The 25,775-nt window shown below is 56.0% G+C and carries 23 protein-coding genes and 1 tRNA gene; 14 read left to right on the top strand and 10 right to left on the bottom strand.

What is annotated here, in order from left to right; genetic code table 11:
* Positions 1-91 precede the first annotated feature (91 nt).
* The 7 genes from ACR0EN_RS07540 to ACR0EN_RS07510 all read left to right on the top strand — a co-directional run bounded on the left by ACR0EN_RS07540 (position 92) and on the right by ACR0EN_RS07510 (position 7,386).
* Positions 92-277, top strand: coding sequence for a hypothetical protein (locus ACR0EN_RS07540; protein ID WP_170646884.1), 186 nt, complete (start codon positions 92-94; stop codon positions 275-277).
* A gap of 67 nt (positions 278-344) precedes the next feature.
* Entirely contained in the window at positions 345-1,370 is a 1,026-nt protein-coding gene (locus ACR0EN_RS07535; protein ID WP_170561987.1) for an FAD:protein FMN transferase, read from the top strand.
* A gap of 15 nt (positions 1,371-1,385) precedes the next feature.
* Positions 1,386-1,616, top strand: coding sequence for a (Na+)-NQR maturation NqrM (nqrM, locus tag ACR0EN_RS07530; protein WP_170393970.1), 231 nt, complete (start codon positions 1,386-1,388; stop codon positions 1,614-1,616).
* Positions 1,617-1,631: 15 nt separating this feature from the next.
* A complete protein-coding gene (locus ACR0EN_RS07525) occupies positions 1,632-3,302 on the top strand; it encodes a sulfatase-like hydrolase/transferase (protein WP_480585986.1) in 1,671 nt (556 codons plus the stop codon).
* An 86-nt stretch (positions 3,303-3,388) separates the two neighbouring features.
* Positions 3,389-4,906: a 2,3-bisphosphoglycerate-independent phosphoglycerate mutase gene (gpmI, locus tag ACR0EN_RS07520; RefSeq protein ID WP_480585983.1), complete on the top strand. Its 1,518-nt coding sequence runs from the start codon at positions 3,389-3,391 to the stop codon at positions 4,904-4,906.
* Positions 4,907-4,908: 2 nt separating this feature from the next.
* Positions 4,909-6,036 carry a murein hydrolase activator EnvC family protein gene (locus ACR0EN_RS07515; protein ID WP_480585981.1) on the top strand — a complete coding sequence of 376 codons (1,128 nt, stop codon included), beginning with the start codon at positions 4,909-4,911 and terminating at the stop codon, positions 6,034-6,036.
* Positions 6,037-6,042: 6 nt separating this feature from the next.
* Positions 6,043-7,386: a S41 family peptidase gene (locus ACR0EN_RS07510; RefSeq protein ID WP_170393963.1), complete on the top strand. Its 1,344-nt coding sequence runs from the start codon at positions 6,043-6,045 to the stop codon at positions 7,384-7,386.
* Between the two features lie 46 nt (positions 7,387-7,432).
* Here ACR0EN_RS07510 and ACR0EN_RS07505 read toward each other — a convergent pair whose 3' ends face one another.
* The 3 genes from ACR0EN_RS07505 to ACR0EN_RS07495 form a co-directional block, all read right to left on the bottom strand.
* Positions 7,433-8,959, bottom strand: coding sequence for an MFS transporter (locus tag ACR0EN_RS07505; protein WP_480585978.1), 1,527 nt, complete (start codon positions 8,957-8,959; stop codon positions 7,433-7,435).
* A 63-nt stretch (positions 8,960-9,022) separates the two neighbouring features.
* Positions 9,023-9,388 (bottom strand): hypothetical protein, encoded by a 366-nt coding sequence (locus ACR0EN_RS07500; protein WP_170422713.1) that lies wholly within the window; start codon positions 9,386-9,388, stop codon positions 9,023-9,025.
* 11 nt (positions 9,389-9,399) lie between these two features.
* The gene (locus ACR0EN_RS07495; protein ID WP_480585975.1) at positions 9,400-10,161 is read right to left on the bottom strand and encodes a DUF6478 family protein; all 762 of its coding nucleotides are present in this window, start codon (positions 10,159-10,161) and stop codon (positions 9,400-9,402) included.
* Positions 10,162-10,394: 233 nt separating this feature from the next.
* On the opposite strand from ACR0EN_RS07495, the gene ACR0EN_RS07490 reads away from it, so the two are divergent.
* From ACR0EN_RS07490 to ACR0EN_RS07475, 4 genes are read left to right on the top strand one after another with little or no spacing between them, the layout of a single operon-like run.
* Positions 10,395-13,490, top strand: coding sequence for an ABC transporter transmembrane domain-containing protein (locus tag ACR0EN_RS07490; RefSeq protein WP_170407253.1), 3,096 nt, complete (start codon positions 10,395-10,397; stop codon positions 13,488-13,490).
* Positions 13,480-14,379 carry a type II CAAX endopeptidase family protein gene (locus tag ACR0EN_RS07485; protein ID WP_170818321.1) on the top strand — a complete coding sequence of 300 codons (900 nt, stop codon included), beginning with the start codon at positions 13,480-13,482 and terminating at the stop codon, positions 14,377-14,379. The genes ACR0EN_RS07490 and ACR0EN_RS07485 overlap by 11 nt, the downstream gene beginning before the upstream one ends.
* Positions 14,380-14,438: 59 nt before the next feature.
* Complete coding sequence (gene accD / locus ACR0EN_RS07480) at positions 14,439-15,371, top strand: acetyl-CoA carboxylase, carboxyltransferase subunit beta (protein WP_170393952.1); 933 nt, start codon at positions 14,439-14,441, stop codon at positions 15,369-15,371.
* Positions 15,368-16,642, top strand: a complete 1,275-nt coding sequence (locus ACR0EN_RS07475; RefSeq protein WP_480585971.1) for a bifunctional folylpolyglutamate synthase/dihydrofolate synthase — start codon at positions 15,368-15,370, stop codon at positions 16,640-16,642. The genes accD and ACR0EN_RS07475 overlap by 4 nt, the downstream gene beginning before the upstream one ends.
* A gap of 43 nt (positions 16,643-16,685) precedes the next feature.
* On the opposite strand, the gene zapE is transcribed toward ACR0EN_RS07475, so the two are convergent.
* A complete protein-coding gene (zapE, locus tag ACR0EN_RS07470; RefSeq protein ID WP_170465594.1) occupies positions 16,686-17,744 on the bottom strand; it encodes a cell division protein ZapE in 1,059 nt (352 codons plus the stop codon).
* Between the two features lie 148 nt (positions 17,745-17,892).
* Between zapE and ACR0EN_RS07465 the strand changes: the two genes are divergently transcribed.
* Positions 17,893-19,134, top strand: a complete 1,242-nt coding sequence (locus ACR0EN_RS07465; RefSeq protein WP_170596567.1) for an MFS transporter — start codon at positions 17,893-17,895, stop codon at positions 19,132-19,134.
* Position 19,135: 1 nt separating this feature from the next.
* Here ACR0EN_RS07465 and ACR0EN_RS07460 read toward each other — a convergent pair whose 3' ends face one another.
* The 5 genes from ACR0EN_RS07460 to ACR0EN_RS07440 all read right to left on the bottom strand — a co-directional run bounded on the left by ACR0EN_RS07460 (position 19,136) and on the right by ACR0EN_RS07440 (position 23,679).
* Positions 19,136-19,756 carry an HAD family hydrolase gene (locus ACR0EN_RS07460; RefSeq protein ID WP_170393944.1) on the bottom strand — a complete coding sequence of 207 codons (621 nt, stop codon included), beginning with the start codon at positions 19,754-19,756 and terminating at the stop codon, positions 19,136-19,138.
* A gap of 141 nt (positions 19,757-19,897) precedes the next feature.
* Complete coding sequence (locus ACR0EN_RS07455; protein WP_170393941.1) at positions 19,898-20,353, bottom strand: YaiI/YqxD family protein; 456 nt, start codon at positions 20,351-20,353, stop codon at positions 19,898-19,900.
* Positions 20,350-21,810 carry a Si-specific NAD(P)(+) transhydrogenase gene (sthA, locus tag ACR0EN_RS07450; protein WP_170393939.1) on the bottom strand — a complete coding sequence of 487 codons (1,461 nt, stop codon included), beginning with the start codon at positions 21,808-21,810 and terminating at the stop codon, positions 20,350-20,352. The genes ACR0EN_RS07455 and sthA overlap by 4 nt, the downstream gene beginning before the upstream one ends.
* A 3-nt stretch (positions 21,811-21,813) precedes the next feature.
* A complete protein-coding gene (fghA, locus tag ACR0EN_RS07445) occupies positions 21,814-22,647 on the bottom strand; it encodes an S-formylglutathione hydrolase (RefSeq protein WP_170818327.1) in 834 nt (277 codons plus the stop codon).
* A 102-nt stretch (positions 22,648-22,749) separates the two neighbouring features.
* The gene (locus tag ACR0EN_RS07440) at positions 22,750-23,679 is read right to left on the bottom strand and encodes an AEC family transporter (RefSeq protein ID WP_170509273.1); all 930 of its coding nucleotides are present in this window, start codon (positions 23,677-23,679) and stop codon (positions 22,750-22,752) included.
* Positions 23,680-23,840: 161 nt separating this feature from the next.
* Here ACR0EN_RS07440 and ACR0EN_RS07435 point away from each other — a divergent pair, with 161 nt between their 5' ends.
* Entirely contained in the window at positions 23,841-24,458 is a 618-nt protein-coding gene (locus ACR0EN_RS07435) for a TetR/AcrR family transcriptional regulator (protein WP_170407287.1), read from the top strand.
* Positions 24,459-24,508: 50 nt separating this feature from the next.
* Here ACR0EN_RS07435 and ACR0EN_RS07430 read toward each other — a convergent pair.
* Positions 24,509-24,593 (bottom strand) — tRNA-Leu (locus ACR0EN_RS07430).
* Between the two features lie 767 nt (positions 24,594-25,360).
* On the opposite strand from ACR0EN_RS07430, the gene ACR0EN_RS07425 reads away from it, so the two are divergent.
* Complete coding sequence (locus tag ACR0EN_RS07425; RefSeq protein ID WP_170393931.1) at positions 25,361-25,774, top strand: hypothetical protein; 414 nt, start codon at positions 25,361-25,363, stop codon at positions 25,772-25,774.
* Position 25,775 lies beyond the last annotated feature (1 nt).

Here is a 25,775-nt window from a genome sequence, read left to right as displayed (position 1 = left end):
CTTACAACCTACCTTACCGCAGGGACCGGCCCTGTATAGGGTGCAATTTCGAAAACCGGCGTAACTTGGCCACTTCAAAAGGAAATTGCTTGTGAGCAACCTGTATCTGACGCCACCAGTTGCCGCGCTGATATTCTTTATAGTGGTGGTCTGCGGCCATAATTTTCGCATGGCTTGGAAACAGCAATCGGAAGGTTGGCAAAAGCGCGCTTGGCTGTTTGGCGTCCCGGCAGCAATCGGGCTTTTTACATTGGCGTTTTTGCCGCTCAAGATTTGAGGCCGGTTTGACTCTGAACAGGCTCACTGGCATATGCCGGGCAAGAACACTCCCGGGAGATTGCACCATGCGCCCACTGATCGCACTGGCCTTACTTTTGACTGTTTCGGCCTGCTTGTTTGGCAAAGAGCCTGACGTGGTACGCCTGTCCGGCGAGACGATGGGCACCACGTTCAACATCACCGCAATCGGCGATGATTTGGACGAAGCAGCGCTGGGGCAAGCGGTTCAGGAGACCTTGGCGCAGGTCAATGCCAAGATGTCCAACTGGGACCCGAATTCCGAGGTCTCGACCTTCTCGGCCTCAGGCAGCACGGACCCCATGCAAGTGTCAGACGAATTTGCCTTCGTCATCGAGGCCGCAAATGAGGTTCACGAGAAATCCGGTGGTACGTTTGATGTTACCCTTGGTCCGCTGATCGAATTGTGGGGGTTTGGACCGCGAAAACCTGAAGACCCAATTCCGGCAGATGACGAGATCGCGACAGCGCTTGGGCAAGTGGGGCAAGCGCGGCTGTTAGACTTGGATCGCGGAGCGGGCACTTTGGCCAAGTCAGAGGCCGGAGTCGGGATCAACCTGTCTGCGATTGCAAAAGGCTATGGCATCGATGCGGTTGCCGCACAGCTGCGCGAGGCCGGGATCGAGAACTATATGGTCGAGATCGGTGGTGATCTGGTGACCATGGGCGAGAATGACAAAGGCGAAAGCTGGCGCATCGGGATCGAAAAACCCGAGACTGGCGCGCAATCAATCCAGTTGATCGTGCCGCTCGACAATCTGGGAATGGCGACCTCGGGTGATTACAAGAACTTCTTCGAACAGGACGGGGTGCGCTATTCGCATATCATTGACCCGACGACGGGCCGCCCGATTACTCATCGCACCACTTCGGTTACTGTTTTAGCAGACAACGCCATGATGGCGGATGCGTGGGCAACGGCGATGCTGGCATTGGGTCTGGAAAAGGGTCTGGAACTGGCCGAAGAGCATAAACTTGCCGTGTTCTTCATCTCGCGGGATGTGACAAGCGGAGAAGAAGCCTATATCACCGTACAAAGCAGCGCCTTCAAGGATGCGCTGGGGACCAACTGACCGGTAGGAACCGCTATGAGCACCTTTATTCTAGCCTTTTTCCTGTTGCTGATCGTCATGGTTGGCATGGCGCTGGGTGTGATGTTGATGGGCAAAACCATCAAAGGCAGCTGCGGTGGCCTGAACGCGATCTCGGGTGCCGATAAATGTGTGGTCTGTCAAAAGGATATCGATCCCGACAGCCCTCTGCGCGACCAGTTGCAGTGCAAGCGTGCGAAAAAGATGCTGCAACAGATGGAAGGCTAGGATAACCCTCTTGGCATGAACAAAGCCAAGAACGTCCTCTTCATCATGTTCGACCAATTGCGCTGGGATTACCTCAGCTGCTACGGACATCCACATCTGCATACGCCAAATATTGACCGTCTCGCCTCGATGGGTATGCGGTTCACACGTGCCTACATCCAGTCACCGATCTGCGGCAGTTCCCGTATGTCGACCTATACCGGCCGCTATGTGCATTCGCACGGCGCTTCATGGAATGGAATCCCGCTGAAAGTTGGTGAGATCACCATGGCCGATCACTTGCGCAAGGCGGGGATGGATTGCTGGTTGGTCGGCAAGACTCATATGCGCGCAGATGCCGAGGGCATGGCCCGTTTGGGGCTTGAGCCCGACAGCCTGATCGGCGCGCGCGTCGCTGAATGCGGGTTTGATGTCTTTGAACGCGATGACGGGATGCGCCCCGAAGGGCCGGATGGGTATTATGACCCGGATGGCGCCAAAAGGTACAACGAGTATCTGAAAGACAAAGGCTATGAGAGTGACAACCCCTGGCACGACTTCGCCAATTCGGGGCTGGATGAAGAGGGCAATGTACTTTCAGGTTGGTTCCTGAAGAATTCGTCAGAGGCCGCGAATATCGCCGAGGAAGACAGCGAAACGCCTTATCTCACCTCTCGCGGCATGGAGTTCATGGAAAACCATGAGGGGCCGTGGTGCTGCCACCTCAGCTATATCAAACCGCATTGGCCCTATATTGTGCCAGAACCCTACGCCTCGATGTATGGTCCCGAACACATTCTGCCTGTCATTCGGTCCGAAGCTGAACGGCAGAACGCTCATCCGGTGCTGAAAGCGTTCATGGATACGAAAATCGGCCAGACCTTCTCGCGTCAGGATGTACGCGAGGCCGTGATCCCAGCCTATATGGGCCTGATCAAGCAGGCTGACGACCAAATGGGGCGGCTGTTTGACTGGATGGATCAGACCGGACGAATGCAGGACACGATGATCGTGCTGACCTCGGATCACGGGGATTTTCTGGGCGATCACTGGATGGGAGAGAAGACCTTCTTCCATGACGCCTCTACCAAAATGCCGCTGATCATCTTTGATCCATCGCCCGAGGCTGATGCCACACGCGGCACCACATGCGATGCATTGGTCGAATCCATCGATCTAGCGCCCACGTTTCTGGAGATTGCAGGCGGTGAACCCGCAGGGCACATTTTGGAGGGGCATTCGTTGCTGCCCATCCTGCACGGTCAGGCCGAAAGCACTCCGCGCGATGTGGTGATTTGTGAGTACGACTACTCCGCATCCCCCATTGCGCAGACACTGAACGCCTCGGTTCGGGATGCGGTCATGTTCATGGTTGCAAACGAGAAATGGAAGCTGATCCATTGTGAAGGGGGCTATCGCCCGCTTTTGTTTGATCTAGAGAATGATCCGAATGAGCTGACGGACCTTGGCGTAAGCGATGAGCATGCAGACATCATCGCCGAGATGTATGATCACCTGTTCACCTGGACGCGGCGCCAGTCGCAGCGCACGACCCGGTCGGAAGAACAACTGCTAAACATGCGTGGATCAAGCCGAGGAACAGGCGTGGTGATCGGTATTTACGACGAAAACGAGATGCCGCTTGAGCTGACCGTTAAATACCGTAACCGCAAAGCGCGACCCTTTGGGGACTACAAGACAGATTAATTCTTCATTCGCGGCCCTAATGACGGTTCAACCTTGAGCGGGCAGGGGGTAGAAGACAGCAACGCCGCCTCAATCGGAGAGCTTTCATGACCGCGCCAAAGCCCGTTGTCCTTTGTATCCTTGATGGTTGGGGCCTATCCGACGACACCAAGGCCAATGCGCCTTATCTGGCAAATACGCCAACCTTTGATGCTCTCATGGCTGAAGGTCCTCATGCGCAACTGATAACGCACGGGCCGGATGTGGGTCTACCTAGTGGTCAGATGGGTAATTCCGAGGTTGGTCACACCAATATCGGGGCTGGGCGCGTGGTTGCGATGGATCTGGGGCAGATTGACCTAGCCATAGAAGACGGTTCTTTCTTTCACAATGAGGCGCTGCAGAGCTTCATCGCTAAGGTGAAAGCTGCAGGCGGGACAGCGCATCTGATGGGGCTGGTATCGGATGGGGGCGTGCACGGGCACCTGGATCACATCGTAGCTGCCGCCAAAGCGGCTACCGATGCGGGTGTGCCTGTGGCGCTACATGCGATCACCGACGGGCGCGATGTGGCCCCGAAATCGGCCTTTACCTATATCGCCGAACTCGAAGACCGGTTGCCCGATGGCGCAAAGGTCGTCACCGTCTGTGGGCGCTACTTTGCCATGGACCGCGATAATCGCTGGGAACGCGTTTCCGAGGCCTATGACGCAATAGTCAAAGGTCAGGGGCGCACCGTGGCCTCGGCCCAGGAGGCCGTCGACCATGCCTACGCCCAATCCGAAACCGACGAGTTTATCGCGCCCACGGTTCTTGCTGGTTATTCCGGTATTAAGGACGGTGACGGGTTCTTTTGCCTGAACTTCCGCGCCGACCGTGCCCGAGAAATCCTGCGGGCAATTGGGGAGCCCGGTTTTGCCGAGTTCGACTCCGGTCCGCGCCCGCAGTTGTCGGCGTTACTGGGCATGGTTGAGTATTCCGATGGCCATAACGATTATATGACGACCGTATTTCCCAAGCGGGATATCGTGAACACGCTGGGCGAATGGGTTGCAAAGCAAGGCCTGCGCCAGTTCCGGCTGGCCGAGACCGAGAAGTACCCTCATGTCACTTTCTTCCTGAACGGTGGCAAAGAGCAGCCTGAGGGTGGCGAGGATCGCTTCATGCCCAAATCGCCCAAAGTGGCGACATATGATTTGCAGCCCGAGATGTCCTCGGCCGAAGTGACAGAAAAGTTCGTCGAGGCGATCCACGGCGGATATGATCTGATCGTCACCAACTACGCCAATCCAGATATGGTTGGTCATACCGGTGATGTGCAAGCTGCGATTGAAGCCTGTGAAGCTGTTGATCAAGGTCTGGGCCAGGTGGTTGCAGCGCTGAAGCAGGTCGGGGGTGCGATGATTGTGACCGCAGATCATGGTAATTGTGAAATGATGGTCGATCCGGAAACGGGCGGTCCACATACGGCCCATACGCTGAACCCCGTGCCTGTCGTTCTGGTCGGCGGCCCCGAAGGTTCAAGCCTGCGCGATGGGCGCTTGGCCGATCTTGCTCCAACTTTGTTGCAGCTTATGGAATTGCCGAAACCCGTTGAAATGACAGGGGAAAGCTTGCTGACATGAGAATGTGCCCGATCGTTGCTGCAGCGCTGATTTGGGCCAGCCCTGTCGTCGCCCAAACCAGCCCGTCAAAGGCGGCACTAGAAGCGGCCGAGATGCTGGAGCAAGCCTCGATCGCGTTGACAGAGGCCGAATCTGCCCGCGACCGGGTCAAAGCTCTGACCGAAACCATAAAAGCCTACGAGGCTGGTCTGAGCGCCATGCGCGACGGCCTGCGCCGCGCGGCCTTGCGCGAGGCGCAATTGACTGCAGAATTGCAGGTACAAGAGCAGGAGGTAGCGCAGCTGCTAGGTGTTCTGCAGACGATCGAAACCACCGCGCCTCCGGTACTTATGCTGCACCCGTCCGGCCCACTTGGGGCCGCGCGCACTGGTATGATGTTGTCCGAAGTCACGCCTGGGTTAAACGCGCAGGCTCAGGCGCTAGCAAACGAATTGCAAGAGGTACAGACACTGCGACAGCTTCAACAAAACGCTGCCAATACGCTGACCGAAGGGTTGGAGGGTGTTCAGGATGCCCGCACGCAGCTTAGTGAGGCGATAGCGGACCGGACCGATCTGCCGCGCCGTTTCGTAGAAGATCCTGTGCGTACAGCGATCCTGATATCTTCGACCGAAACGCTGGATGGGTTTGCCAGTGGGTTATCCGAGATCACCGATGGTGAGATTGAAGATACAAATGCAGATGTCTCGGGCCGGAAAGGTCAAATCGCGTTACCCGCACAAGGGGTCATGCTGCACCGGGCGGGCGAAACGGATGCCGCGGGGGTAACGCGCCCCGGGCTGGTGCTGGGCACGCGACCCCGCGCATTGGTCACCGCGCCAACGGCTGCCACGATCCGTTACCGCGGGCCCTTGCTGGATCTCGGGAATCTTGTGATCCTTGAACCCCAGCCCGGATTGCTATTCGTGTTCTCAGGTCTGCAAGAGGTATATGGTCTGACCGGGGAAGTGATACCCGAGGGTACTCCGGTGGGTTTGATGCCGGGTGAAACTCCGGAAATCGGCGCTATTATGTCAACAAGCGGTGATGGCACTGGAACTGACTGGTCAGAAACGCTCTATATAGAAGTAAGACAGGATAACAGCCCAGTGGACCCGGAATCATGGTTCCGGACGGACAAGGATGGATAAACGAGTATGAAGAAATTTGTGATGGCCGGACTGGCCGGCACCGTGGCAGGGATAGTCGCAACAACACAGATCGCAGGCCCTCTGCTTGCGCAAGAAGCCGAGAACAAGGCAAGCGTTTACGAACAACTTGATCTGTTCGGTGACATTTTCGAACGTATTCGCGCCCAGTATGTCGAAGAGGTAGAAACCGACGAGCTGATCGAGGCTGCGATTGACGGGATGCTGACCTCGCTAGACCCACATTCCAGCTACCTGTCGCCTGATGATGCCGAGCAGATGCGCGTGCAGACACGTGGCGAGTTTGGCGGGCTCGGTATCGAAGTCACGCAGGAAGAAGGCTTTGTCAAAGTTGTATCGCCCATCGATGACACTCCAGCGGATGCTGCTGGTATCGAAGCGGGCGATTTCATCACTCATGTGGATGGCGAGAGCATTTTGGGGCTGACGCTGGATAAAGCCGTGGACTTGATGCGCGGCCCGGTGGGATCGGAAATCGTGATCACAGTCGTGCGTGAAGGCGAGCAGGAGCCATTCGACGTAACGATCGTTCGCGACACGATCAAGCTGACCGCAGTTCGTGCACGTACCGAAGGTACAAGTGTCGTGTTGCGTGTCACGACCTTCAATGACCAAACCTATCCGAACCTCAAGGAAGGACTGGAAGAACAGATCGAAGAGGCCGGAGGCATCGAAAACGTCAATGGCATCGTTCTGGATCTGCGTAACAATCCGGGCGGGCTATTGACACAGGCCATCAAGGTCTCTGACGCGTTCCTGGATGAGGGCGAAATCGTCTCGACCCGGGGTCGCAATCTCGAAGATGGTGAGCGATTCAACGCAACACCCGGCGATCTGACCGGGGGCAAGCCCATCGTTGTGCTGATCAACGGTGGTTCGGCCTCGGCGTCGGAAATTGTCGCGGGCGCCTTGCAGGATCACAATCGCGCCATCGTGGTTGGCACTAAGAGCTTCGGCAAGGGATCGGTGCAGACGGTCATGCCGCTTCGGGGTGACGGGGCTATGCGTCTGACAACCTCTCGCTACTACACGCCCTCGGGTCGTTCGATTCAGGCGCTTGGCGTCAGCCCGGACATCATCGTTGAACAACCACGCAACAACCCGGTTGACGAGGAAGAGGAAGATACAAACACCCGCACCCGGTCCGAGGCCGATCTGCGTGGCAGCCTGAACAATGACAGCCTCAGCGAGGACGAGATTCGCCAGATCGAAGAAGATCGCGCCAAGGCCGAAGCCACCGCGGAGCTGCGGGAAGAGGATTATCAACTGGCCTATGCCATCGATATTCTCAAAGGCCTGTCCGCATTCAATCCGACTGGACCGTCACAATAAAGGGTAGGGGCCGCCACCAGCGGCCCCATACTTACACCTGTACGGGTTACCCTTCGACCTTGTGCAGTTTCTTCTCATCCAGCATCAGCGCTAGGACGATTCCGGCAGCGACTGAGATCGTGGCGAATACAAAAGCCATATTCATTCCGGTATCAAAGGCCGCCGCAATGGCGGCCTGAACCTTTTCAGTTTCACCTGAATTCAACTTTTCAAGCACTGCTTTTGCCGAGTCTGTGTTCAGCGTTCCACCATTGATCGCTTTCTGATCAGCCTCGGACATGTTGATGCCTGACGCGGTCAATCGGGTTTTCAGGCTGGACAGGCTTGTCACATACATGACCGCCGTCGCACAGGCGACCGCGATTGCTCCATAGACAAGATGGGTCATGAAACTCAGGCCGCCAACCAGTCCGGCGCGTTCCGGCTTGACCGCGCATACAGCGGCTGTTCCCGAAGGCCCGACCGTCAGCGTTGCGCCCAAACCAATCAGCGCCATTCCGGGAAGAATCTGAAAATATCCGGTCCCGGAAGGCATGATGACAACGCTTGCCGCCCCGACTGTGGCGCAAATATATCCCCAAAACAGCAGTCGCTTGGGCCCAAAATCGTTATACAGCGTACCCGAGACGATTGATCCGACCGCTAGCAACACCGTCAGCGGTGCCAAACCCAGCGCCGATTGGAACACAGACCATCCCAAGACTTTTTGCATATACTGCGGAAAATAAAGCAGCCCGACAAAAGCTGCCGAGACGTTGAACATATTCAGACCTAAGGTAATCAGAAACTCTCGGTTCTGCATCAACTGAGGCATTAGCAAGGGTTCCTTGACCCTCTTTTCGACTTTCGGAAACAGGAGGAACAAAACGGCGCTGACAAAAAACAGCAGCAAAAGCGGCAGCGAAGTCCAGCCCCAATCGGCACCAACGTCCAAACCGTAAAGCAAGAGCAAAACTGCAAAAGACAGGATACCCATCCCGGCAAAGTCGATGTGTTCACCTTTCTTATGCTCGGTCTCACGCTCCATCAGCAGGATCGCAGTCGTCATCGAAATGCTGGAAAACACCACATTGGCGAGGAAAAACAACCGCCAATCACCCAGATTGACCACCGCGCCGCTAATCATCGGTCCAAAGACATTACCCGTGGTGACACCCGCCAGTATCAGCCCCATCACCAATGCGCGGTGTTCTTCTTTCGACACTTTGGTGGCTCCAAATGCAAGCGTGCAGGGCCACACGCATCCCGCCCCGATCCCCTGCAAGGCGCGTGCGCCGATCAGGTAGTCCAAACCGGGTGAGACAAAGCATAAAACCGACGCAAACAGAAAGATCGAAAGACCGATGATCATCATCTTGCGATGACCATACATGTCACCCAGGCGACCTCCGGCCACCATCGTCATGGCAAAGAACAGAGCGTAAATATTCAGAACCCACTGGGTGCTGGTGATGTCGGCGTCAAAGCTGTTTTCGATTGCCGGGACCAGCATGAGGGCACCGGTAAAATCGATCCCGATCCCGAAACCCGTCACCATCAGCGCGATGACCTTTATGATGCTGTTGCGATCCATAGGCCAATCCAATGATGCACGTATGGACCTGAAAAGATAGGGACAATCCTATCAGTACTGTGGTCAGGTTTCGCTTTGAGATGCCTGAGAGCGGCGGAACGCACGCTTTAACATGTCCAACTCGGCGCGCAACAAAGCGACTTCGGCCCTCAGATCATCTGCGGCGGGTGAGCCGGCGATGATGGTGAAATCCCCCAGCTTATGGCCTGTTGTTCCATCGTGAATCACGACAGTATGGACACCTTCCGACAGGGCGGCGGGCGGCACTGGGATGCGCAAGGCCCAGCCATCCGTTGCTGGTTCCAACTCAACATCATTCACGGGCTCACCAAGAAACAGCACCTCGATCTGAGGGGGGCTTTCGCTGGTCAAATGGCCTTCCCACAGGCCGTTTTCGAAGCGGATTGGTGTCAGGGTGGTATGAGACATTGAGTACCCTTTTACAGATCGGCCCGGTGGTAACGGCAGAATGTCAGGTCACGAAACACCACACGGTTCATCGCGGGTTGATCAATGATCAGATCCAGCCAGAGTTTTTCAATTCGACGCTCATTCACGTTCAGATGGGCCAGATCAAAATCTACAGTCGCCGCAGGTGTTGAAAGATCAAGTTCGCGCAGAACCTGCTCGGTATTAGGGCCATGCTGAATGTTCAGGCGGGCAAAGACAACGGTAGAACGCTCGCACTCAACCAGAGTGTCGACCCGCATCAGATGCTGGCGGGACAGATTTATGGCGGCATCCGTGGGCAGATCAACGGAGAGCGACAGGAAAGATCCCTGAAAATCAAATACCTCAACGGCCAGACTGAAAGGCGCCAAATCCTTGTCTCGCCGATTTCGGATTTGCTGCAGCCCGATCTCGACCTGGCTGCAATCGTGAAACAGGATGATCTGCCCATCCATCCGCGCCTTGCGCGGGGCCGAGGCTATACCTTTGCGGATTAGTGGCGTCCGCCACAGGTCCGGTCGCCACGACCAATCCGTTCCCAGGGGTTTTGGAAACTGCGTCGCCCCAATCAAGGGTTGGATCAGTCGAGCATCAGCTTTTTGAATTGCTTGTTCAAGTTTGCCGCGCAACCGCCGGGCGTCATCACGTTGGCGGCGAAGCTCAGGCAGTGCGAGGTGGTCAGACTGCTGCGCGGCACGCTGCCAGCGCCCCAGAGCCTTTAGTTGAATATATCGATCCAGTATTCTGCCCATCGCCCCATCTTTCAAGACAGCCCCTCTTTAGTCAAAGTCGGGGCAGGGGACAAACCAGTCTTACTTGATTAGCGGATAAATCTTCCCGATTCCTAAATGTGATCTCCTATCCAGCTGGTTTCTGCGTCGCAAAGAGCCGCCATTCTTGCAATAGCTCGGGCCGAGGCTTACCGTCGGCGCTCGGGCAATCGGCATTTGTCCCGGATCATACAGGCTCATCATGAGGCAGGGGAATGGAACCCACCCTATTTTCATTCATATGGAAGCATTCGAAAAAGCAGCAATTGGTCCTGCTGTTGCTGACCGTTCTGTCATTTCCGTTCCTTTACGCTTCGTTGGAGCTTCCTAAGCAGATCATCAACGACGCGATTGGTGCGCCCGCAGACACCGTGACAGTACTCGGTATCACCGTGACACAGGTGCAGTACCTGCTGATTCTGTGCTTTGCCTTTTTGGCAACTGTCATCGCCAGTGGCGTGATGAAAATGCGCATCAATACCATGAAAGGCATTCTCGCCGAGCGGATGTTGCGTCGCCTTCGCTTTACATTGATCAGCCGCTCGATGCGCTTTCCCAAATCCTATTTCGCCACCACCAGCCAAGGTGAACTGGTATCGATGATCACGTCCGAGGCCGAACCCATGGGCGGGTTGATGGGAGATGCCATCGCGCAGCCCGTTTTTCAGTTCGGCCAGATGATGACGATCGTCACGTTTCTTTTCATGCAAAGCGTGTGGTTTGGTCTGGCCAGTATTGCATTGATCCCTTTGCAGGCTTGGCTGATTCCCAAATTGCAGCGTCAGATCAACCTTCTGAACAAGGATCGCATTCAGGAGGTCAGGCGGCTGAGCTCTGAGATTGGCGAAAGTGCTGCTGGTATCAGCGATCTGCGCACCAATGGCGGCTGGCGCTATCGTCTGGCGCAATTCAGCCATCGGCTAGGAACCTTGTTCGAGATCCGCTTTAAGATCTACAACAAGAAGTTCTTCATGAAGTTCCTCAACAATCTGATCACTCAGATGACACCCTTCCTATTCTATTCAGTAGGCGGCTATCTGGCGATCACGGGCGAGGTGACAGTGGGCGCATTGGTCGCCGCGTTGGGTGCATATAAAGACCTCAGCGGCCCTTGGAAGGATCTTCTGACCTACTACAACCAGGTACAGGACATGTCACTGCGCTGGGAAATTGTGACCGAACGGTTTGCCCCATCGAATATGATACCCGAACAGTTGTTTGAGGGCGTCCCCGAGGCAATCCCGCACCTAACCGGCGATATCGAACTGCGCAACGTGACCGTTCGTGATGATGACGGCAAGACCATACTTGAGGATATTGATCTTACCATTCCCCAAGGCGCTCGGGTTGCGATTCAGTCGAAACACGCTTCGGAACGCAGTGCGCTTGCGCAGTTGCTGACGCGCGAAGTGCTGCCGGTTCAAGGCGAGGTTCTGATGGCTGGCCACAACCTCAACAGCCTGCATCAGGCGGTGATTGCGGCGCGGATCGGCTATGCCTATTCACGCCCTTACCTGTTCGACGGAACATTGGGTGATAACCTGCTAATGCCGCTGCGCACGCATCCTCAACACGAAAGTGGTGCATTGCAGGCCCCCTCACGCCGCCAGATCGAAGCCGTGCGCGCCGGGAACCCACCCGATTCACTGTCCGATGAATGGATCGATCCAAGCCTCGCGGGTCTTGATGACATCGAGGATATTCGCGATTGGTGGTTCCAGCTTGTCGAAGCGATGGGCATTGATGAATTTATGTTCCGGCGCACTTTGCGCTCTCAGTTCGACCCGGAAGTACACCCGGTGCTGGCGAAAGAAATAGTCGATCTGCGAGATACCGTTGCGACACGCCTGCAAGAGCGCGGGTTGGACAAGTATGTCTATCGGTTCGATCCTGACCAGTTCAATCCCGCCGTGCCCTTGGGCGGGAATCTGCTGTTCGCTTCACCGACGCATGATATCGCGCCGGACATTCTGGCGGGGGACCACCGGTTTCTGTCGTTGCTTACGGGCAATGGCCTTGATGATGACGCGCTCAGCATCGCTCAGGCCGTTCTGGAAACCCTAAACCAGACTTTCGGGCGAGATGGGGCCGATCACCCATTGTTCTTGCGGCTTGGCATGTCAAAAGACATGTACCACCGTCTGCTCGATATCGAAGAGCGCCGCAAAACCAAGGGCGAAGAAGCCATCGGCGATCAGGAACGTGCGCTGCTGTTGACCGTCCCATTCATGCTGACCGCTGAACAAATCGGCCCGAGTTTCCCTGAGGAGTACAAGGACAAAATCCTTTCCATTCGTCACAGTCAGGCCGAACGGCTGCGGGGCGCTATGGGTGCGATGTTCGTGCCGGTGTCACCGGACGTCTACGTTCCCCGCCTGACAGCAATGGAAAACGCTCTGTATGGTCGGGTATCCATCATGGCTGGTGCTCATGCAGAAGAGATCGAAGATCTGGTCGCGGAGGTTCTGAACGAGGCCGGGCTGCGCCGAAGGGCCGCCGCGATCATCTACGACCTGCCGTCCGGGTTAGGTGGGAACAACCTTCCGACAGTGTTTCAGGAGCGTGCTGCCTTTTCTCGTGCCGGGATCAAACGCCCCGATATCCTGATACTCGACAAGGCACTGGCCAGCCACGACTCTGAAAGCCGCCTGCGGACCCGTCTGAAGCTGCGCGAGTTATTACCCGACTCGATTATGATCTTTATGGAGGATCATTTTGCCCATCCGGAAGCCTATGATTTGTTTGTTGAAATAAAGGACGGTCGCATCGATGGTGTCTCACGCGTGTCCACCGATGCTGAAGACACCGGGACGGACGACCTGAGCCGGAAACTCAAGATCATTTCTTCGACCGAGTTGTTTTCACGAGTCGATGGGCGTAACCAGCGTCTTCTGGCGTTTTCGGCCCAATGGTACGAGGTCGCGGCAGGTCAAACCATTTTCGCACGTGGCCAGGCTCCCGATGCGGCGTATTTGTGTATTTCAGGTTCGGCAAGCCTGAATTGGCTGAATGAACACGGTGAAATGCGTTCGCTCTCGATAGTAGAACCCGGGCGCCTTATCGGCGATCTTGCGATTATCACCAATGAGCCGCGACAATTGGATTTGGTGGCCCTCACGGATTGCTCGTTCCTGCGGATCGGCGCGGAGGAATTGCGTGCTGTGATTGAAAGTGACGCGGGCGTTGCGATGAGGCTGCTTGAAACCGTGGCCGGATACCTGTCCACGGTGTCCGAGCGGTTGCGTGACCCCAACACTCCAATTGGGGATGACCTGCCTTCGGTAAGTGCTGAGCAATCCGATGAGCACTAATGAAAGGCGGGGGGCCTATTCAAGTCATCAGCAATTGCTAGGTGCCGCCCGCAGATATCCCGAGATATGGCGCTTGTTGGCTGGTCTTGCGCTGGTCTCAGTGGTTGTGGTCACGCTCAATGCAATCTTGTTCGCAATCGTTGCCAGTCTTGGCTCATCAGGATCGGCGGTCACATTCTTGAATGGATCGTCGCCAACAGCGCTCCTTATTGTGCTCTCCAGCTTTATTTTTGTCACTATTGGCGTGGCGTTGGGGGCACGATTATTTCAGCACCGGTCACTTGCCTCGATCCTGGGCGAACAATCCATCGCAATCTGGCAGTTTTGGCGCGTTGTTCGCGCATTGCTTCTGCTGGGTGCAGTCATATTCATACTCCCCCCCTATGACCTTGGTGCACCATTGGTGGCGAATCTCGCGTTAACCAAATGGCTTTTGCTGCTTCCCTTATCCGCTGTTGCGGTGCTGATTCAGACCAGCGCCGAGGAAATCCTGTTCCGAGGCTATATGCAACAGGGCCTGGCCGCGCGGTTTCGGTCTCCGCTGATCTGGATGGGTCTGCCTTCAATCTTGTTCGCAGCTGGCCACTACAGCCCCGCGACGGTCGGAGACAATGCGGTCTTGATTGCCATCTGGGCGCTGACATTTGGGCTTTTGACCGCCGATCTGACCGCGCGAGCGGGCACGCTGGGCCCCGCCATTGCGCTGCATTTTTTCAATAACATCGCGGCTCTGCTTGTCATTTCGCTCCCCGACAACCTTGGTGGCCTGGCCTTGTTCCATCTTCCTTATGAGGCATCGGACGCCGAAGCGTTGCGACCTTGGTTGCTAGTCGACTTTGCGCTGATGATCGTGGGGTGGCTCACCGCAAGATTGGTCCTCAGGCGCTGATTGCATTTCCCGGCATTGCGTCTTATTTGACGTCAACGCCGCATTATCAAGGTTCCGACATGAACTGGATCACAAACTACGTCCGCCCCCGGATCAATTCGATCTTCTCGCGCCGCGAAGTGCCCGAAAACCTTTGGCACAAGTGTGATGAGTGTGGAACCATGCTGTTCCACCGCGAATTGGCGGAAAACCAGAATGTCTGCACCCAGTGCGACCATCACATGGCAATCACGCCGCGCGATCGGTTCCAACATCTGTTTGATGGCGGTATTTTTTCCGAGGTTGATGTCCCGGCACCGAAAGACGATCCCCTGCAGTTTCGGGATCAGAAAAAATACCCTGACCGCATGAAGGCGGCCCAGAAAAAGACCGGCGAGAAAGAAGCGATGCTGGTCGCCGTTGGCGAAATCGGCCGTACCCCGATCGTGGCTGCCGCGCAGGATTTTTCGTTCATGGGCGGATCGATGGGCATGTATGTAGGCAATGCCATCATTGCTGCAGCACAGGAGGCTGTTAGGCTACAGCGGCCCCTGATCCTGTTTTCGGCAGCCGGTGGCGCGCGGATGCAGGAAGGCATTCTGAGCCTGATGCAAATGCCGCGTACGACGGTCGCAGTGGAGATGCTCAAAGAAGCAAACCTGCCCTATATTGTTGTCTTGACCCACCCGACAACAGGCGGCGTTACAGCCTCGTACGCGATGCTGGGTGACGTTCATATTTCGGAACCCAATGCCCTGATCTGTTTCGCCGGACCCCGTGTGATCGAACAGACCATTCGTGAGAAACTGCCCGAAGGATTCCAGCGCGCTGAATATCTGCTGGATCACGGGATGCTCGACCGAGTGACCAAACGCACCGAGATGCGGGATGAGCTGATCACCATCACCCGAATGCTGATGAAGCAGCCCCCTGCGGTCAAAGGCGACCTTCCTGCGCCCGAGCCGGAAGAAGCCCCAACCGAGGCACCCACCGAGGACGCGGTCGAAAAATGACCTCCCCATCTTCGGATGCCATCCTAGACCGGATGATGGCGCTGCACCCCAAGATCATCGACCTGACCTTGGACAGGGTATGGCGTTTGCTGGCGGTGCTAGACAATCCTCAGGTTAAGCTGCCTCCGGTCATTCATATCGCTGGAACCAATGGCAAGGGCTCGACCCAGGCCATGATCCGGGCGGGGCTTGAAGGGGCAGGGCATGCAGTCCATGCCTATACCTCACCTCATCTGGCCCGGTTTCACGAGCGAATCCGACTGGCAGGTGAGCTGATTTCCGAACCCGACCTTACCGCCGTGCTGGATGAGTGCTATGCCACCAATGGCGGTGAGAACATCACCTATTTTGAAATCACCACCTGCGCCGCGCTGCTGGCATTTTCCCGCACCAAAGCTGACTATACGCTGCTCGAAGTCGGGCTGGGCGGGCGGCTGGACGCCACCAACGTGATCGAACGGCCCGAGTTGACGGTCATCACCCCCGTCTCGATCGACCATGAGCAGTTCCTGGGCGACACTTTGGGCAAGATCGCCGCTGAAAAAGCCGGAATCATCAAGCCGGGCGTTCCCTGCATCGTCGGCCCGCAGCAAGATGAGGCGCTGGAAGTCATCGAATATACCGCAGCCCGTCTGGGCGCTCCGCTAATGGTCCACGGGCAGCACTGGCATGTTCATACTGAGAACGGTCGCCTTATTTATCAGGACGAAACCGGTTTGCGCGATCTGCCTATGCCAAACCTACTGGGTGCTCATCAGATCGAAAATGCAGGCGCGGCTCTGGCTGCGTTGCGCCACCTGCAAATGGGCGATGATGCCTACGAGGCCGCTGTGGCCAAGGCCGAATGGCCCGCGCGCATGCAGCGGCTAAAAACCGGTCCTCTGGTCGAGCAGGCCCCTCAGGCTGAGTTGTGGTTGGATGGCGGTCACAACGCGGCTGCAGGCACTGCTTTGGCCGAGGTTTTAGTGTTACTACCAGAACGTCCCACGCATTTGATTTGTGGTATGCTGAATACCAAAGATGTCACCGGTTATCTCGCGCCATTGGCCCAAAGGGCAGACAGCCTGACGGCCGTATCGATCCCGGGTGAGCAGAATACGCTGAGCGCAGACGAAACCGCCGCCGCTGCTGCTAAGGTGAATCTGGCCGCCACAACAGCAGACAGCGTCACAGACGCGCTCGCCGCAATCACCGCTCAAACCCCTGATGCACGCATTCTGATCTGCGGGTCGCTTTATCTTGCGGGAAACATCCTTAGAGAAAACGCCTGATCCTCCGCCTGATGAAAAAGATTCTGCGCCAGGGCAGCAGCCCCTATCTGCCCCAATCCTTGTCTTGCATCTCCCGCAGGCGCGAGGCCGTACGCTCAAACTCAAAAGTTCCTTCCCCTTCGACATAGAGCATCTCGGGCTCGGCAGCGGCGGAACAAATCAGCCGAACTTTCGCCTCATAAAGCGCATCGATCAGGGTGACGAAGCGCTTGGCCTCATTGAAATTATTGCGTGACAAACGCGGGATGTCTTCAAGAACCAATACCTTCAGCGCTTCTGCGATGGCCAGGTAGTCTCCCGGACCCAACATTCGTCCGCAGAGGTCATAAAACGAGGCCCGTGCAACGCCGTTGCGAAAGGCGGGCAGGACAACTTCGCGACCCTTCACCTGAAGGGCCAGCTCTTCTGCCGGTCCACCCGACAGATCATTCCACACCTCACGAATCTTTTCCCGCGCTTCGGGCCCGATGGGGGTGAAGTAAACCGGCGAGCCTTCAAGTCGGTTCTGCCGGTAATCCGTGGGTGAAACCAACTCCCACACTTCCAGTTGCTCTTTGATATGCTGAATGAAAGGCAGAAAAAGCTGCCGGTTCAACCCATCCTTATATAGATCATCCGGATGTCTGTTCGAAGTCGTAACGATAACGACACCACCCTTGTAGAGCAGATCAAACAACCGCCCCACGATCATCGCGTCGGTGATATCGACGATCTGCATCTCATCAAAGGCCAGCACCCGCGCCGATTTGATGACTGCATCGGCCACAGGGACCAGCGCGTCCTCAACGCCGTCTTCACGCGCCTTGTGCAGACCGGAATGGATTTCCTGCATGAACGCATGAAAATGCACCCGTCGAACTGGGATTTCACCCAATGTCTCGACAAACATGTCCATCAACATCGACTTGCCGCGCCCAACACCTCCCCAAAGATACAAACCCTTGGGTGGCGGCGGCGCTTTGCGGAAAAATCCACGCTTAACCGGTTCGGCCAAGGCTGCCCGAATGCGCTCAAACCGGGGCAGCACAGCCTCTTGCGCGTCGTCCCGGGTCAGTGTCCCATCAGCAATAAGATCTTCATAGTGTGAAATTAGATCCGTCATGAGTTGAGCCATACCGATCGCTTCGTGTGTTGAAAAGAAACCTTTTTTCCAGACACATCAATTTTGCTGAACTGGCGTCACAAAACTCCTGAATTGACGCGCCGAGTTGTACCGCTAACGTCTGCTGGAACCAATCTTCGGAGCCTTAATGTCGCAATCCACCCGTTTGCTGAACCCGATCCTGATCGTCGGCTGCATCGTAATTACAGTCAGTTTTGCCGTACGCGCCTCTTTTGGTGTGTTCCAGATACCGATTGCGGATGAGTTCGGCTGGCTACGCAGCGATTTTTCGATGGCGATCGCCATACAAAACCTGGCTTGGGGGATCGGCCAGCCGATCTTTGGCGCCATTGCGGAAAAGATTGGGGATCGGCGCGCCATCATTCTGGGCGCTCTGACCTATACGGCGGGAATGGTCCTGACGGCATGGTCCGTTACCCCGTTTGAACATCAGATGTATGCCTGGCTCGTGGGTTTCGGGATCGCTGGGACGGGGTTTGGCGTGGTCCTTGCGGTCGTAGGTCGTGCCTCATCGGATGCGAACCGCTCGATGTCATTGGCGATTGTCACCGCAGCGGGCAGTTTCGGGCAAGTCATTGGCGCACCCACAGCGGAGTGGTTGCTGACTTTCTTACCCTGGCAGCAAGTGTTTCTGATCTTTGCGGTGGCTATCCTTGCATTGATCCTGACATTGCCATTCATGCGCGCGCCTCAGCCCGTCAGCAGGACGGAGCTAGAAGAGAGTATGGGGCAGATCCTGTCCAAGGCATTCCGCGACCCGTCTTATTCGCTGATTGCGATCGGCTTTTTCAGTTGTGGCTATCAACTGGGCTTTGTCACAGCCCATTTCCCCGCCTTCGTCACCGAGATGTGCGGCCCGATCCAACCCGGAGGCCTCTTACATTCGATGGGGATCACCACAACTTCAGCCTTGGGGGCGATTGCGATTTCGTTGATTGGGTTGGCCAATATCGGCGGAACCCTTTTGGCCGGATGGGCTGGAAATCACTTTCCGAAGAAGTACCTGCTCGCGGCGGTTTACACCGGCCGAACGCTTGCCGCAGGTGCCTTCATCGTGTTCCCAATCACGCCCTTGTCCGTGATCGCATTCTCGCTTGTGATGGGGTCGCTCTGGTTGGCGACCGTACCGCTAACATCTGGCCTTGTCGCACATCTCTATGGCCTGCGGTACATGGGCACGCTCTACGGGATCGTATTCCTGAGCCATCAGATCGGCAGTTTTCTGGGCATCTGGTTAGGCGGGCGCATGTACGACCAATTCGGTGATTACACCATGGTTTGGTGGATCGGCGTCGCTATCGGAGCGTTCAGCGCCATCATTCACCTGCCCATCCGCGAAAATCGCTCACCAACCGGCGTGACAGCCTGAGCTATGCGGCCTCTTCAGCGGTCAGCAGCCCCTCAGAAACCAATCGATCCGCCCAACCCTGCGGATCGATGAAGTGATGCGTTTGCCATCCGCGCGCCCTTGCTGTTTCGATATTCTCGATCCTGTCATCTGCAAACAAAAGCGCCGAGGGAGGGATGCCGCAATCGGCCTCAACCATTTCGTAAATTGGCATATGAGGTTTGACCGTCTTCATCCGACCCGAGACATATTGACGATCAAACTCATTCAGAAACGGATAAACGGTAGTGGCATAGTCAAAATTCTGAACCCCAAAATTCGTCAGGGCAAAAACCGGGATCTTCTTGGTCCGCAACGCGCGCAGCAGTCGCGCTGAATGTGGGATCTCGGGCGCGGCCAGTTCGATCCAGTTGTCATGCCACATTCGGATTTCATCGTGCCATTCCGGGTACTTATCCGCCCAATTGTAAATTGTATCCGTGAAATGATGGCCCTGATCTACCAGATCATTCATCCCATGCAGATCGACCTCGTCAAACATGGCGCGACGACGATCCTCGCCGATTACCCGATCATAATAGCGCTCGGGCTGCCACTCGATCAGCACATTTCCGATGTCAAAGATGACGGCTTCAATGGCCATGACTTAATCCCATACCAGTTCAATCATAACGACTGAACCAAGCGCAGGTCAGAGATGCAAGCGCCAACCGCAGCGCCGCACGCGCTGCCCAGCCCAACGGAAGGATATGCATCTTTGATGCGTCTCTGACCGGCGGGAGCACTACCTGCGAAGGGCAGCGCGTATCTCGCGCTCAAGCGCATCTAGAAAACGCGACCGGTCGGCTTTGCCAAATGGTTTTCCTCCGCCACCTGTCCCCAGCGGGTTTGCCGCGCGAAGGTCCGCCATCAGATCGCGCATTGCCAATTGCTGACCGATATTGGCCGCGGTGAAAGCCTCGCCACTGGGCCGAAGCACACGTGCTTCGGCTTCAATACACTTGGCGGCCAGCGGTATATCAGAGGTAACGACAATATCGCCGGTGCCGCAGCGTTCGGCAATCCACTTATCCGCCTCATCTGCTCCCGAGGCGACGATCACTACCTGCACCAACGGGTTGGCAGAGGGGCGTAGCCCTCCGTTTGAGACCAGAACCATCGGCACCTTGTGCCGGGTTGCCACCCGTTCAGCCTCGGCCTTGACCGGGCAGGCATCCCCATCGATGTAAAGCGTCGTCACGCCTCTTTGACCTTTGGCGCTGACTTTGCCTTTGGCGTCGATTTGCGCACCTTGAATTCGTCCGGAATGGGCATCCGGTTAAAGGCATCCAGCCCCGCGATTTTGTAAGCTTCGGCAAGGGTCGGATAGTTGAACGTGTTCTGCACGAAGTAGTCCACCGTACCTTTCAGGTTCAGCACCGCCTGCGCGATATGGATCAGCTCGGTTGCGCCTTCGCCGACAATCTGAACCCCTAAGACCCGGCGGGTCTTGAGCGAGAACAGCATCTTCAGCATGCCATGCTCCAACCCCATGATGTGCCCGCGCGAGGTTTCGCGGAACCGGGCCACACCCACTTCGTAGGGAATACCACGCTCCTGCAGTTCTTCCTCGGACATCCCGCAGGTTGAGATTTCGGGGACCGAGTAGATCCCATACGGATACCAGGGGCTTTCCGGCAGGGTTGGAGTCTCCAGCGCATGACAGGCCGCGACCCGTCCCTGTTGCAACGAAGTTGAGGCCAACGACGGATGCCCGATGACGTCTCCGGTGGCATAGATATGCGGCACCGAGGTCTGATAGGTCTTGCGGTCCACACTGATACGATTGCGATGATCCGTTTCAATGCCAACCGCGTCCAAGTTCAGCGCCGAGGTCGCCCCCATCCGCCCGGCTGCAAACAGAAGCATCTCGGCCCGGACGTGTCGCCCATTGTCCAGCGTGATCTCAACATGGCTACCGGCGTCTTCAATTTTCTCGACGGCTGCCCCCAACCGCAGATCGACGCCATTTTCACGGATCTGATGCGTGAAATCGTGGATCAGTGTCTTGTCGATGAAATCCAGAAACGTCTCGCGCGGTTCGATCAACGTCACCCGGACATCAAGCGCCGAGAACATGGTTGCATATTCAACGCCGATCACGCCCGCACCGATCACGCAGAGCGAACGCGGGATTTCCTCCATCTCAAGGAAATCATCCCCATCGACGACAGTTTTGCCATTGAAAGGCACGTAATCTGGCCGGTAGGTCTTGGTGCCGGTGGCGATCAGGAATTTGGCTGCTGTCAGACGCGTGGATTCGCCTGCATCCGTAGCCACCTCGATCTCGTGTGGACCCGTGAACGTCGCCAACCCGTTCAGCGTTTCAACATGGTTGCGGTTGAATTGATGCTCCAGCACATCGACCTCATGATCGAGTGTCATGTGCAGCCGTGCTTTCAGATCCTCGGCGCTGATCTGATCCTTGACCCGGTAGGAGCGCCCATAAAAACTGCGCTCGCGCCAGCCTGACAGGTTCAGCACCGTCTCTCGCAAGGTTTTCGATGGGATCGTTCCGGTATGAACAGAGACACCACCAAAACGATCTTTGCGGTCAATCACCAGCACCCGGCGCTGCAATTTGCCTGCCTGAATCGCCGCCGCCCGGCCTGAAGGGCCCGAGCCGATGATGATCAGGTCATAGTCATATTTGCTCATGCCTCAGTCCCCATACAGCGCTTCGGCGTGGAAGGTGATGTGATCCTCCATAAAGGTGGACACGAAATAGTAGGAATGGTCATAGCCGGGCTGCAGGCGATAGGTGGCCTGCTGGCGACGCTCGGCAATTGCCTGCGCCAGTGCCTCCGGGCGCAACAGATCCATAAACTGATCGTTTGCACCGGTGTCGATCAGGATCGGTCCGTCAAAGCCTGTGCTTTTCATCATCGCCGACGCGTCATGCTTGGCCCATGCGGCCTCATCACCGCCCAGATACGCGCTGAGTTGCTTGCGGCCCCAATCCGCACCCATCGGGTTCGAGATCGGCGAGAAGGCCGAAACAGAGCGGTAACGCCCGGGCAGGTTCATCGCCAGCGTCAATGCGCCATGCCCACCCATCGAATGTCCTGTGATGGCCTGACGATCAGGATCAATCGCAAAGTTCTTGGCCAGAAGGGCCGGCAACTCTTCGGCAATATAATCCCACATGTTGAAGTGAGGCGTCCAAGGGCCTTGCGTGGCATTGACATAGAACCCTGCGCCTTGGCCAAGGTCATAGTCTTCGTGATCTGCCACGCCTTCGCCGCGTGGTGAAGTGTCGGGGAACACCAGCGCAATGCCCTGTTCGGCCGCCCAACCCTGGGCACCCGCCTTCGTCATGGCGTTTTCATGGGTGCAGGTCAGGCCCGACAGATACCACAGAACAGGAACGGGGCCGTCCTTGGCTTCGGCTGGAAGAAAAAGGCCAAATGTCATATCACATTTGCAGGCCGAGGAAGCATGGCGATAAACGCCCTGCACACCACCAAAACAGGCATTTTCCGAAAGGGTTTCCATCAAGCTGATCCTTACGTTGTGTCCGGGCCATGGCTAACGCTCTGCAGCGTCGGCGTAAAGTGCAGCCACCTCTGGAAAGCTCATTTTTCGAAAAGGTGAAGATCAGAATCCGCTGACCCATCCTATCGCCAGCGGGACGGTCAGAATGCTGGCGATGGTAGATAACAGGATGGCAGCAGATGCCCGTTGCGGGGCCACACCGTAGTGCGCGGCCAGCATGTAAACATTGCCCGCTACTGGTAAAGACGCCGCCGCGATTGCGACCATCGCCGGAAAGGCGGCAACCGGGATCAGCCAAATCACCATTAGTGCGACGAAAAGCGGATGCAGCACCAGCTTGCAAAAGCTTAACCAACCCGCGATCTGGATGCGCTCGGCCGATTTGTCCGCCAGTGATGCCCCGATGGCAAATAACGCACCTGGCGTAGCAGCGCCGCCCAGAATCGTCAGAAAATCATTCAGAGGCACCGGTACAGGCGCTTTTAATGCAGACCAGAGCAATCCGGCGGAGATTGACAAGATCATGGGGTTTCTCAGCAGGCCAATCCCGATCAGGCGCATCGTCCCCAGGCTGAGCCGACCATCGCGGCCACCGTTGATCAGGATCACGATCAATGAGGAAAACACAACCAGATCAACTGTCAGCACCAACATCACTGGACCTATGGCAGCTTCGGAGAATAACAGCGCAAGCATGGGCAGGCCCAGAAACCCAACATTGCCAATAGCAGCACATTGCGCCTCGACCGCGGCGGTGGGGATGTCCAGCCCTCGGAGATAAGCGATAGCCGTCGCCAGCGCATAGACGCCAGCAGTGCCGATCAGATACCCGATCACCAGCCGACCGTTGAAAATTTCGGCAAAGGGCAGGGTGGCGGCAAACCGAAATAGCATAGCCGACAAAGCAAAGAAAAACACGAACTTGGTTAGATATGCTGTCGCCTCGGGAGGGAAAAACCGGCTGCGTCCGGCCCAGAACCCCAGGCCGATGATTGCGAAAAAGGGGAGAGTGCGCAGAAATATCTCGACCATGGCAACGTGTTAACATGGCTGGTCTGGCTCGCAAGGTTGACGCACGGTCGGCGGTACGATTGAAGCCGTAACGTTGTGCCAAAACCGCTATCGGAGTGAAAAGCGTTGAAACTGAACCGAACGGTTTATAGTGTTGCAGGATATCGCAATCCGGAGACACCATGACCCAAGCCGCCACCATCCTGCGTACAGGCCGTAAATTCGACCAGGTGTTACGTGGGGCCCGAGAGGTTTTCATGGCGGATGGGTTTGAAGGTGCAAGCGTCGATGACATCGCGCGTGCGGCGGGTGTTTCGAAGGCAACGCTATACAGCTATTTCCCCGACAAGCGACTGTTGTTCACCGAGGTTGCCCAGACCGAATGTCGCCTGATGTCCGAGCGCATCCTGTCGATGATCGATGAGACCAAGCCAGCCCGCGAGGTGCTGACGATAGCAGCCACTCAGCTTACGGCTTTTCTCGTCTCGGACTTCGCGCAACAGGTCTTTCGCATATGTGTGGCCGAACGCGACCGATTCCCCGAGCTTGGTAAAGCGTTTTATGAAGCAGGACCGAGGAACGGCCAACGCCAGATGGCCGAATATTTGACCAAGGCAGTTAGCAAAGGTGAGTTGGCGGTTGAAGACGTCAACATCGCGGCCGAGCAGTTTTCTGAACTGTGCAAAGTCCGACTATGGGGCCGCGCGGCGTTCGGTATCCAAAATCGATTTGACCAGAACGAAATCGACGAGGTCGCATTGCAGGCCGTCGACATGTTTATGGCCCGCTACGGCGTTTGAACTGCGTAAGTTCGCCAGCGATAAGTCACATTGATGGTAAGAAGTCGTGTTGGTGCGGGTGGAGGGACTTGAACCCCCACGCCTTGCGGCGCCAGAACCTAAATCTGGTGCGTCTACCAATTTCGCCACACCCGCAACCCGATGCCGAAGCACCGCGACGACGCGCTGAATAGCAAAGCTTTTGAATGAGTGCGAGAGGTAAAATCAAGCGAGAGGGCAGTTTATTATCGTCTCGCTGGAAACAATCTTTTGCCCAAGTAAGTTTAACCAGAACTCGCATGTGCCAAATGTTAAAGAACGTGCCTTGGACAGTGAGAATGCGGTTTGGCCAGTCTTTTCAGCACGAACAGTACTCAGGTGCTGGTTTTGGTCGTAATTTCACCTGTGTGAAGGCCCGTTTTCTGGTCCTTCTTTTTGTTTCCATTTAGCGAACATTTATCGCAATTTTTCTCTTTATCTTAAACTCGCATACGTTGAGTCGCTCAAAGACTTCTTTGTGTGGAGCACATTCCAAAAAGTGTAACTTGAGGTGAGTGGTTTCGTATCGAATTTCAATCAGAGGTTCCTTCGATCACAGAAATAGAAATTATTTCTATATATTTCAAAAAAGTAAGAAGCAGCATGTAAATCCTTGACGCCACGGAACCTCGGACTTTTTAACAAGCAATCAAAGCCATAAAAACTTGGGCAACTCGTCAACGTCGTGGTTTACACTCTCATAGGTTGAGGTATTTCTATGAGACGCCATCATAATTGTGCCACATTTCAAACGCCAAAATATCCTATTCGCGTCAAAATAACACCGCGGTAATCGTAATTGATTGGGCGCAGGAGTTAATGAGTCTTTTTGCCTTCTGGCACCGTGCGAGTTTCTGCTCAACTCCAGAACAAGGGTCTCTGTCGTGACCAACCAGATCAAATCCGTTGCTTCCGAGCAAGACGCTGTCAGCCTTGCGCGTGAAAGCTTTATTGGCGAACTGAAAACCCTGAACCGTCAGCACCCTGGCACAGGATTCGGCGTCGCTCTTCGTACGCATTCGGGCAATCGCTACTTGCTGGCTAATGCCCGCATGCCGCTGCCTGCCAACAAAACAGATGATTTTCCGACCGGACGCCGTGTGGCTTGTTTGGAAAATGGTGAAGGCTTCAGTTCAATCGAAGTTCTGGCTGATTCTTTCGCATATGAATCGATTTCACCGCGAACCGAGGCCGCAATCCTCGGCAACGCGCTGGACCTGATCGCACGAATCGACACGCTTGCAAGCCTGCCTGACGGGGCAGGGAACCACATCGCTGCAACTGGTACCGGAGGCTGAC

The sequence above is a fragment of the Ruegeria sp. AB7 genome, from assembly GCF_056542625.1.
Note: the sequence above shows the minus strand (reverse complement) of the source record. Positions and strands in the feature narration are given on the sequence as shown.

Bases quoted from the DNA above. Each gene is read 5' to 3' on its own strand.
- ACR0EN_RS07535 (WP_170561987.1), top strand. From the start codon at position 345: ATGCGCCCACTGATCGCACTGGCCTTACTTTTGACTGTTTCGGCCTGC.
- nqrM (WP_170393970.1), top strand. From the start codon at position 1,386: ATGAGCACCTTTATTCTAGCCTTTTTCCTGTTGCTGATCGTCATGGTT.
- ACR0EN_RS07525 (WP_480585986.1), top strand. From the start codon at position 1,632: ATGAACAAAGCCAAGAACGTCCTCTTCATCATGTTCGACCAATTGCGC.
- gpmI (WP_480585983.1), top strand. From the start codon at position 3,389: ATGACCGCGCCAAAGCCCGTTGTCCTTTGTATCCTTGATGGTTGGGGC.
- ACR0EN_RS07515 (WP_480585981.1), top strand. From the start codon at position 4,909: ATGTGCCCGATCGTTGCTGCAGCGCTGATTTGGGCCAGCCCTGTCGTC.
- ACR0EN_RS07510 (WP_170393963.1), top strand. From the start codon at position 6,043: ATGAAGAAATTTGTGATGGCCGGACTGGCCGGCACCGTGGCAGGGATA.
- ACR0EN_RS07505 (WP_480585978.1), bottom strand. From the start codon at position 8,959: ATGGATCGCAACAGCATCATAAAGGTCATCGCGCTGATGGTGACGGGT.
- ACR0EN_RS07500 (WP_170422713.1), bottom strand. From the start codon at position 9,388: ATGTCTCATACCACCCTGACACCAATCCGCTTCGAAAACGGCCTGTGG.
- ACR0EN_RS07495 (WP_480585975.1), bottom strand. From the start codon at position 10,161: ATGGGCAGAATACTGGATCGATATATTCAACTAAAGGCTCTGGGGCGC.
- ACR0EN_RS07490 (WP_170407253.1), top strand. From the start codon at position 10,395: ATGGAACCCACCCTATTTTCATTCATATGGAAGCATTCGAAAAAGCAG.
- ACR0EN_RS07485 (WP_170818321.1), top strand. From the start codon at position 13,480: ATGAGCACTAATGAAAGGCGGGGGGCCTATTCAAGTCATCAGCAATTG.
- accD (WP_170393952.1), top strand. From the start codon at position 14,439: ATGAACTGGATCACAAACTACGTCCGCCCCCGGATCAATTCGATCTTC.
- ACR0EN_RS07475 (WP_480585971.1), top strand. From the start codon at position 15,368: ATGACCTCCCCATCTTCGGATGCCATCCTAGACCGGATGATGGCGCTG.
- zapE (WP_170465594.1), bottom strand. From the start codon at position 17,744: ATGACGGATCTAATTTCACACTATGAAGATCTTATTGCTGATGGGACA.
- ACR0EN_RS07465 (WP_170596567.1), top strand. From the start codon at position 17,893: ATGTCGCAATCCACCCGTTTGCTGAACCCGATCCTGATCGTCGGCTGC.
- ACR0EN_RS07460 (WP_170393944.1), bottom strand. From the start codon at position 19,756: ATGGCCATTGAAGCCGTCATCTTTGACATCGGAAATGTGCTGATCGAG.
- sthA (WP_170393939.1), bottom strand. From the start codon at position 21,810: ATGAGCAAATATGACTATGACCTGATCATCATCGGCTCGGGCCCTTCA.
- fghA (WP_170818327.1), bottom strand. From the start codon at position 22,647: ATGGAAACCCTTTCGGAAAATGCCTGTTTTGGTGGTGTGCAGGGCGTT.
- ACR0EN_RS07440 (WP_170509273.1), bottom strand. From the start codon at position 23,679: ATGGTCGAGATATTTCTGCGCACTCTCCCCTTTTTCGCAATCATCGGC.
- ACR0EN_RS07435 (WP_170407287.1), top strand. From the start codon at position 23,841: ATGACCCAAGCCGCCACCATCCTGCGTACAGGCCGTAAATTCGACCAG.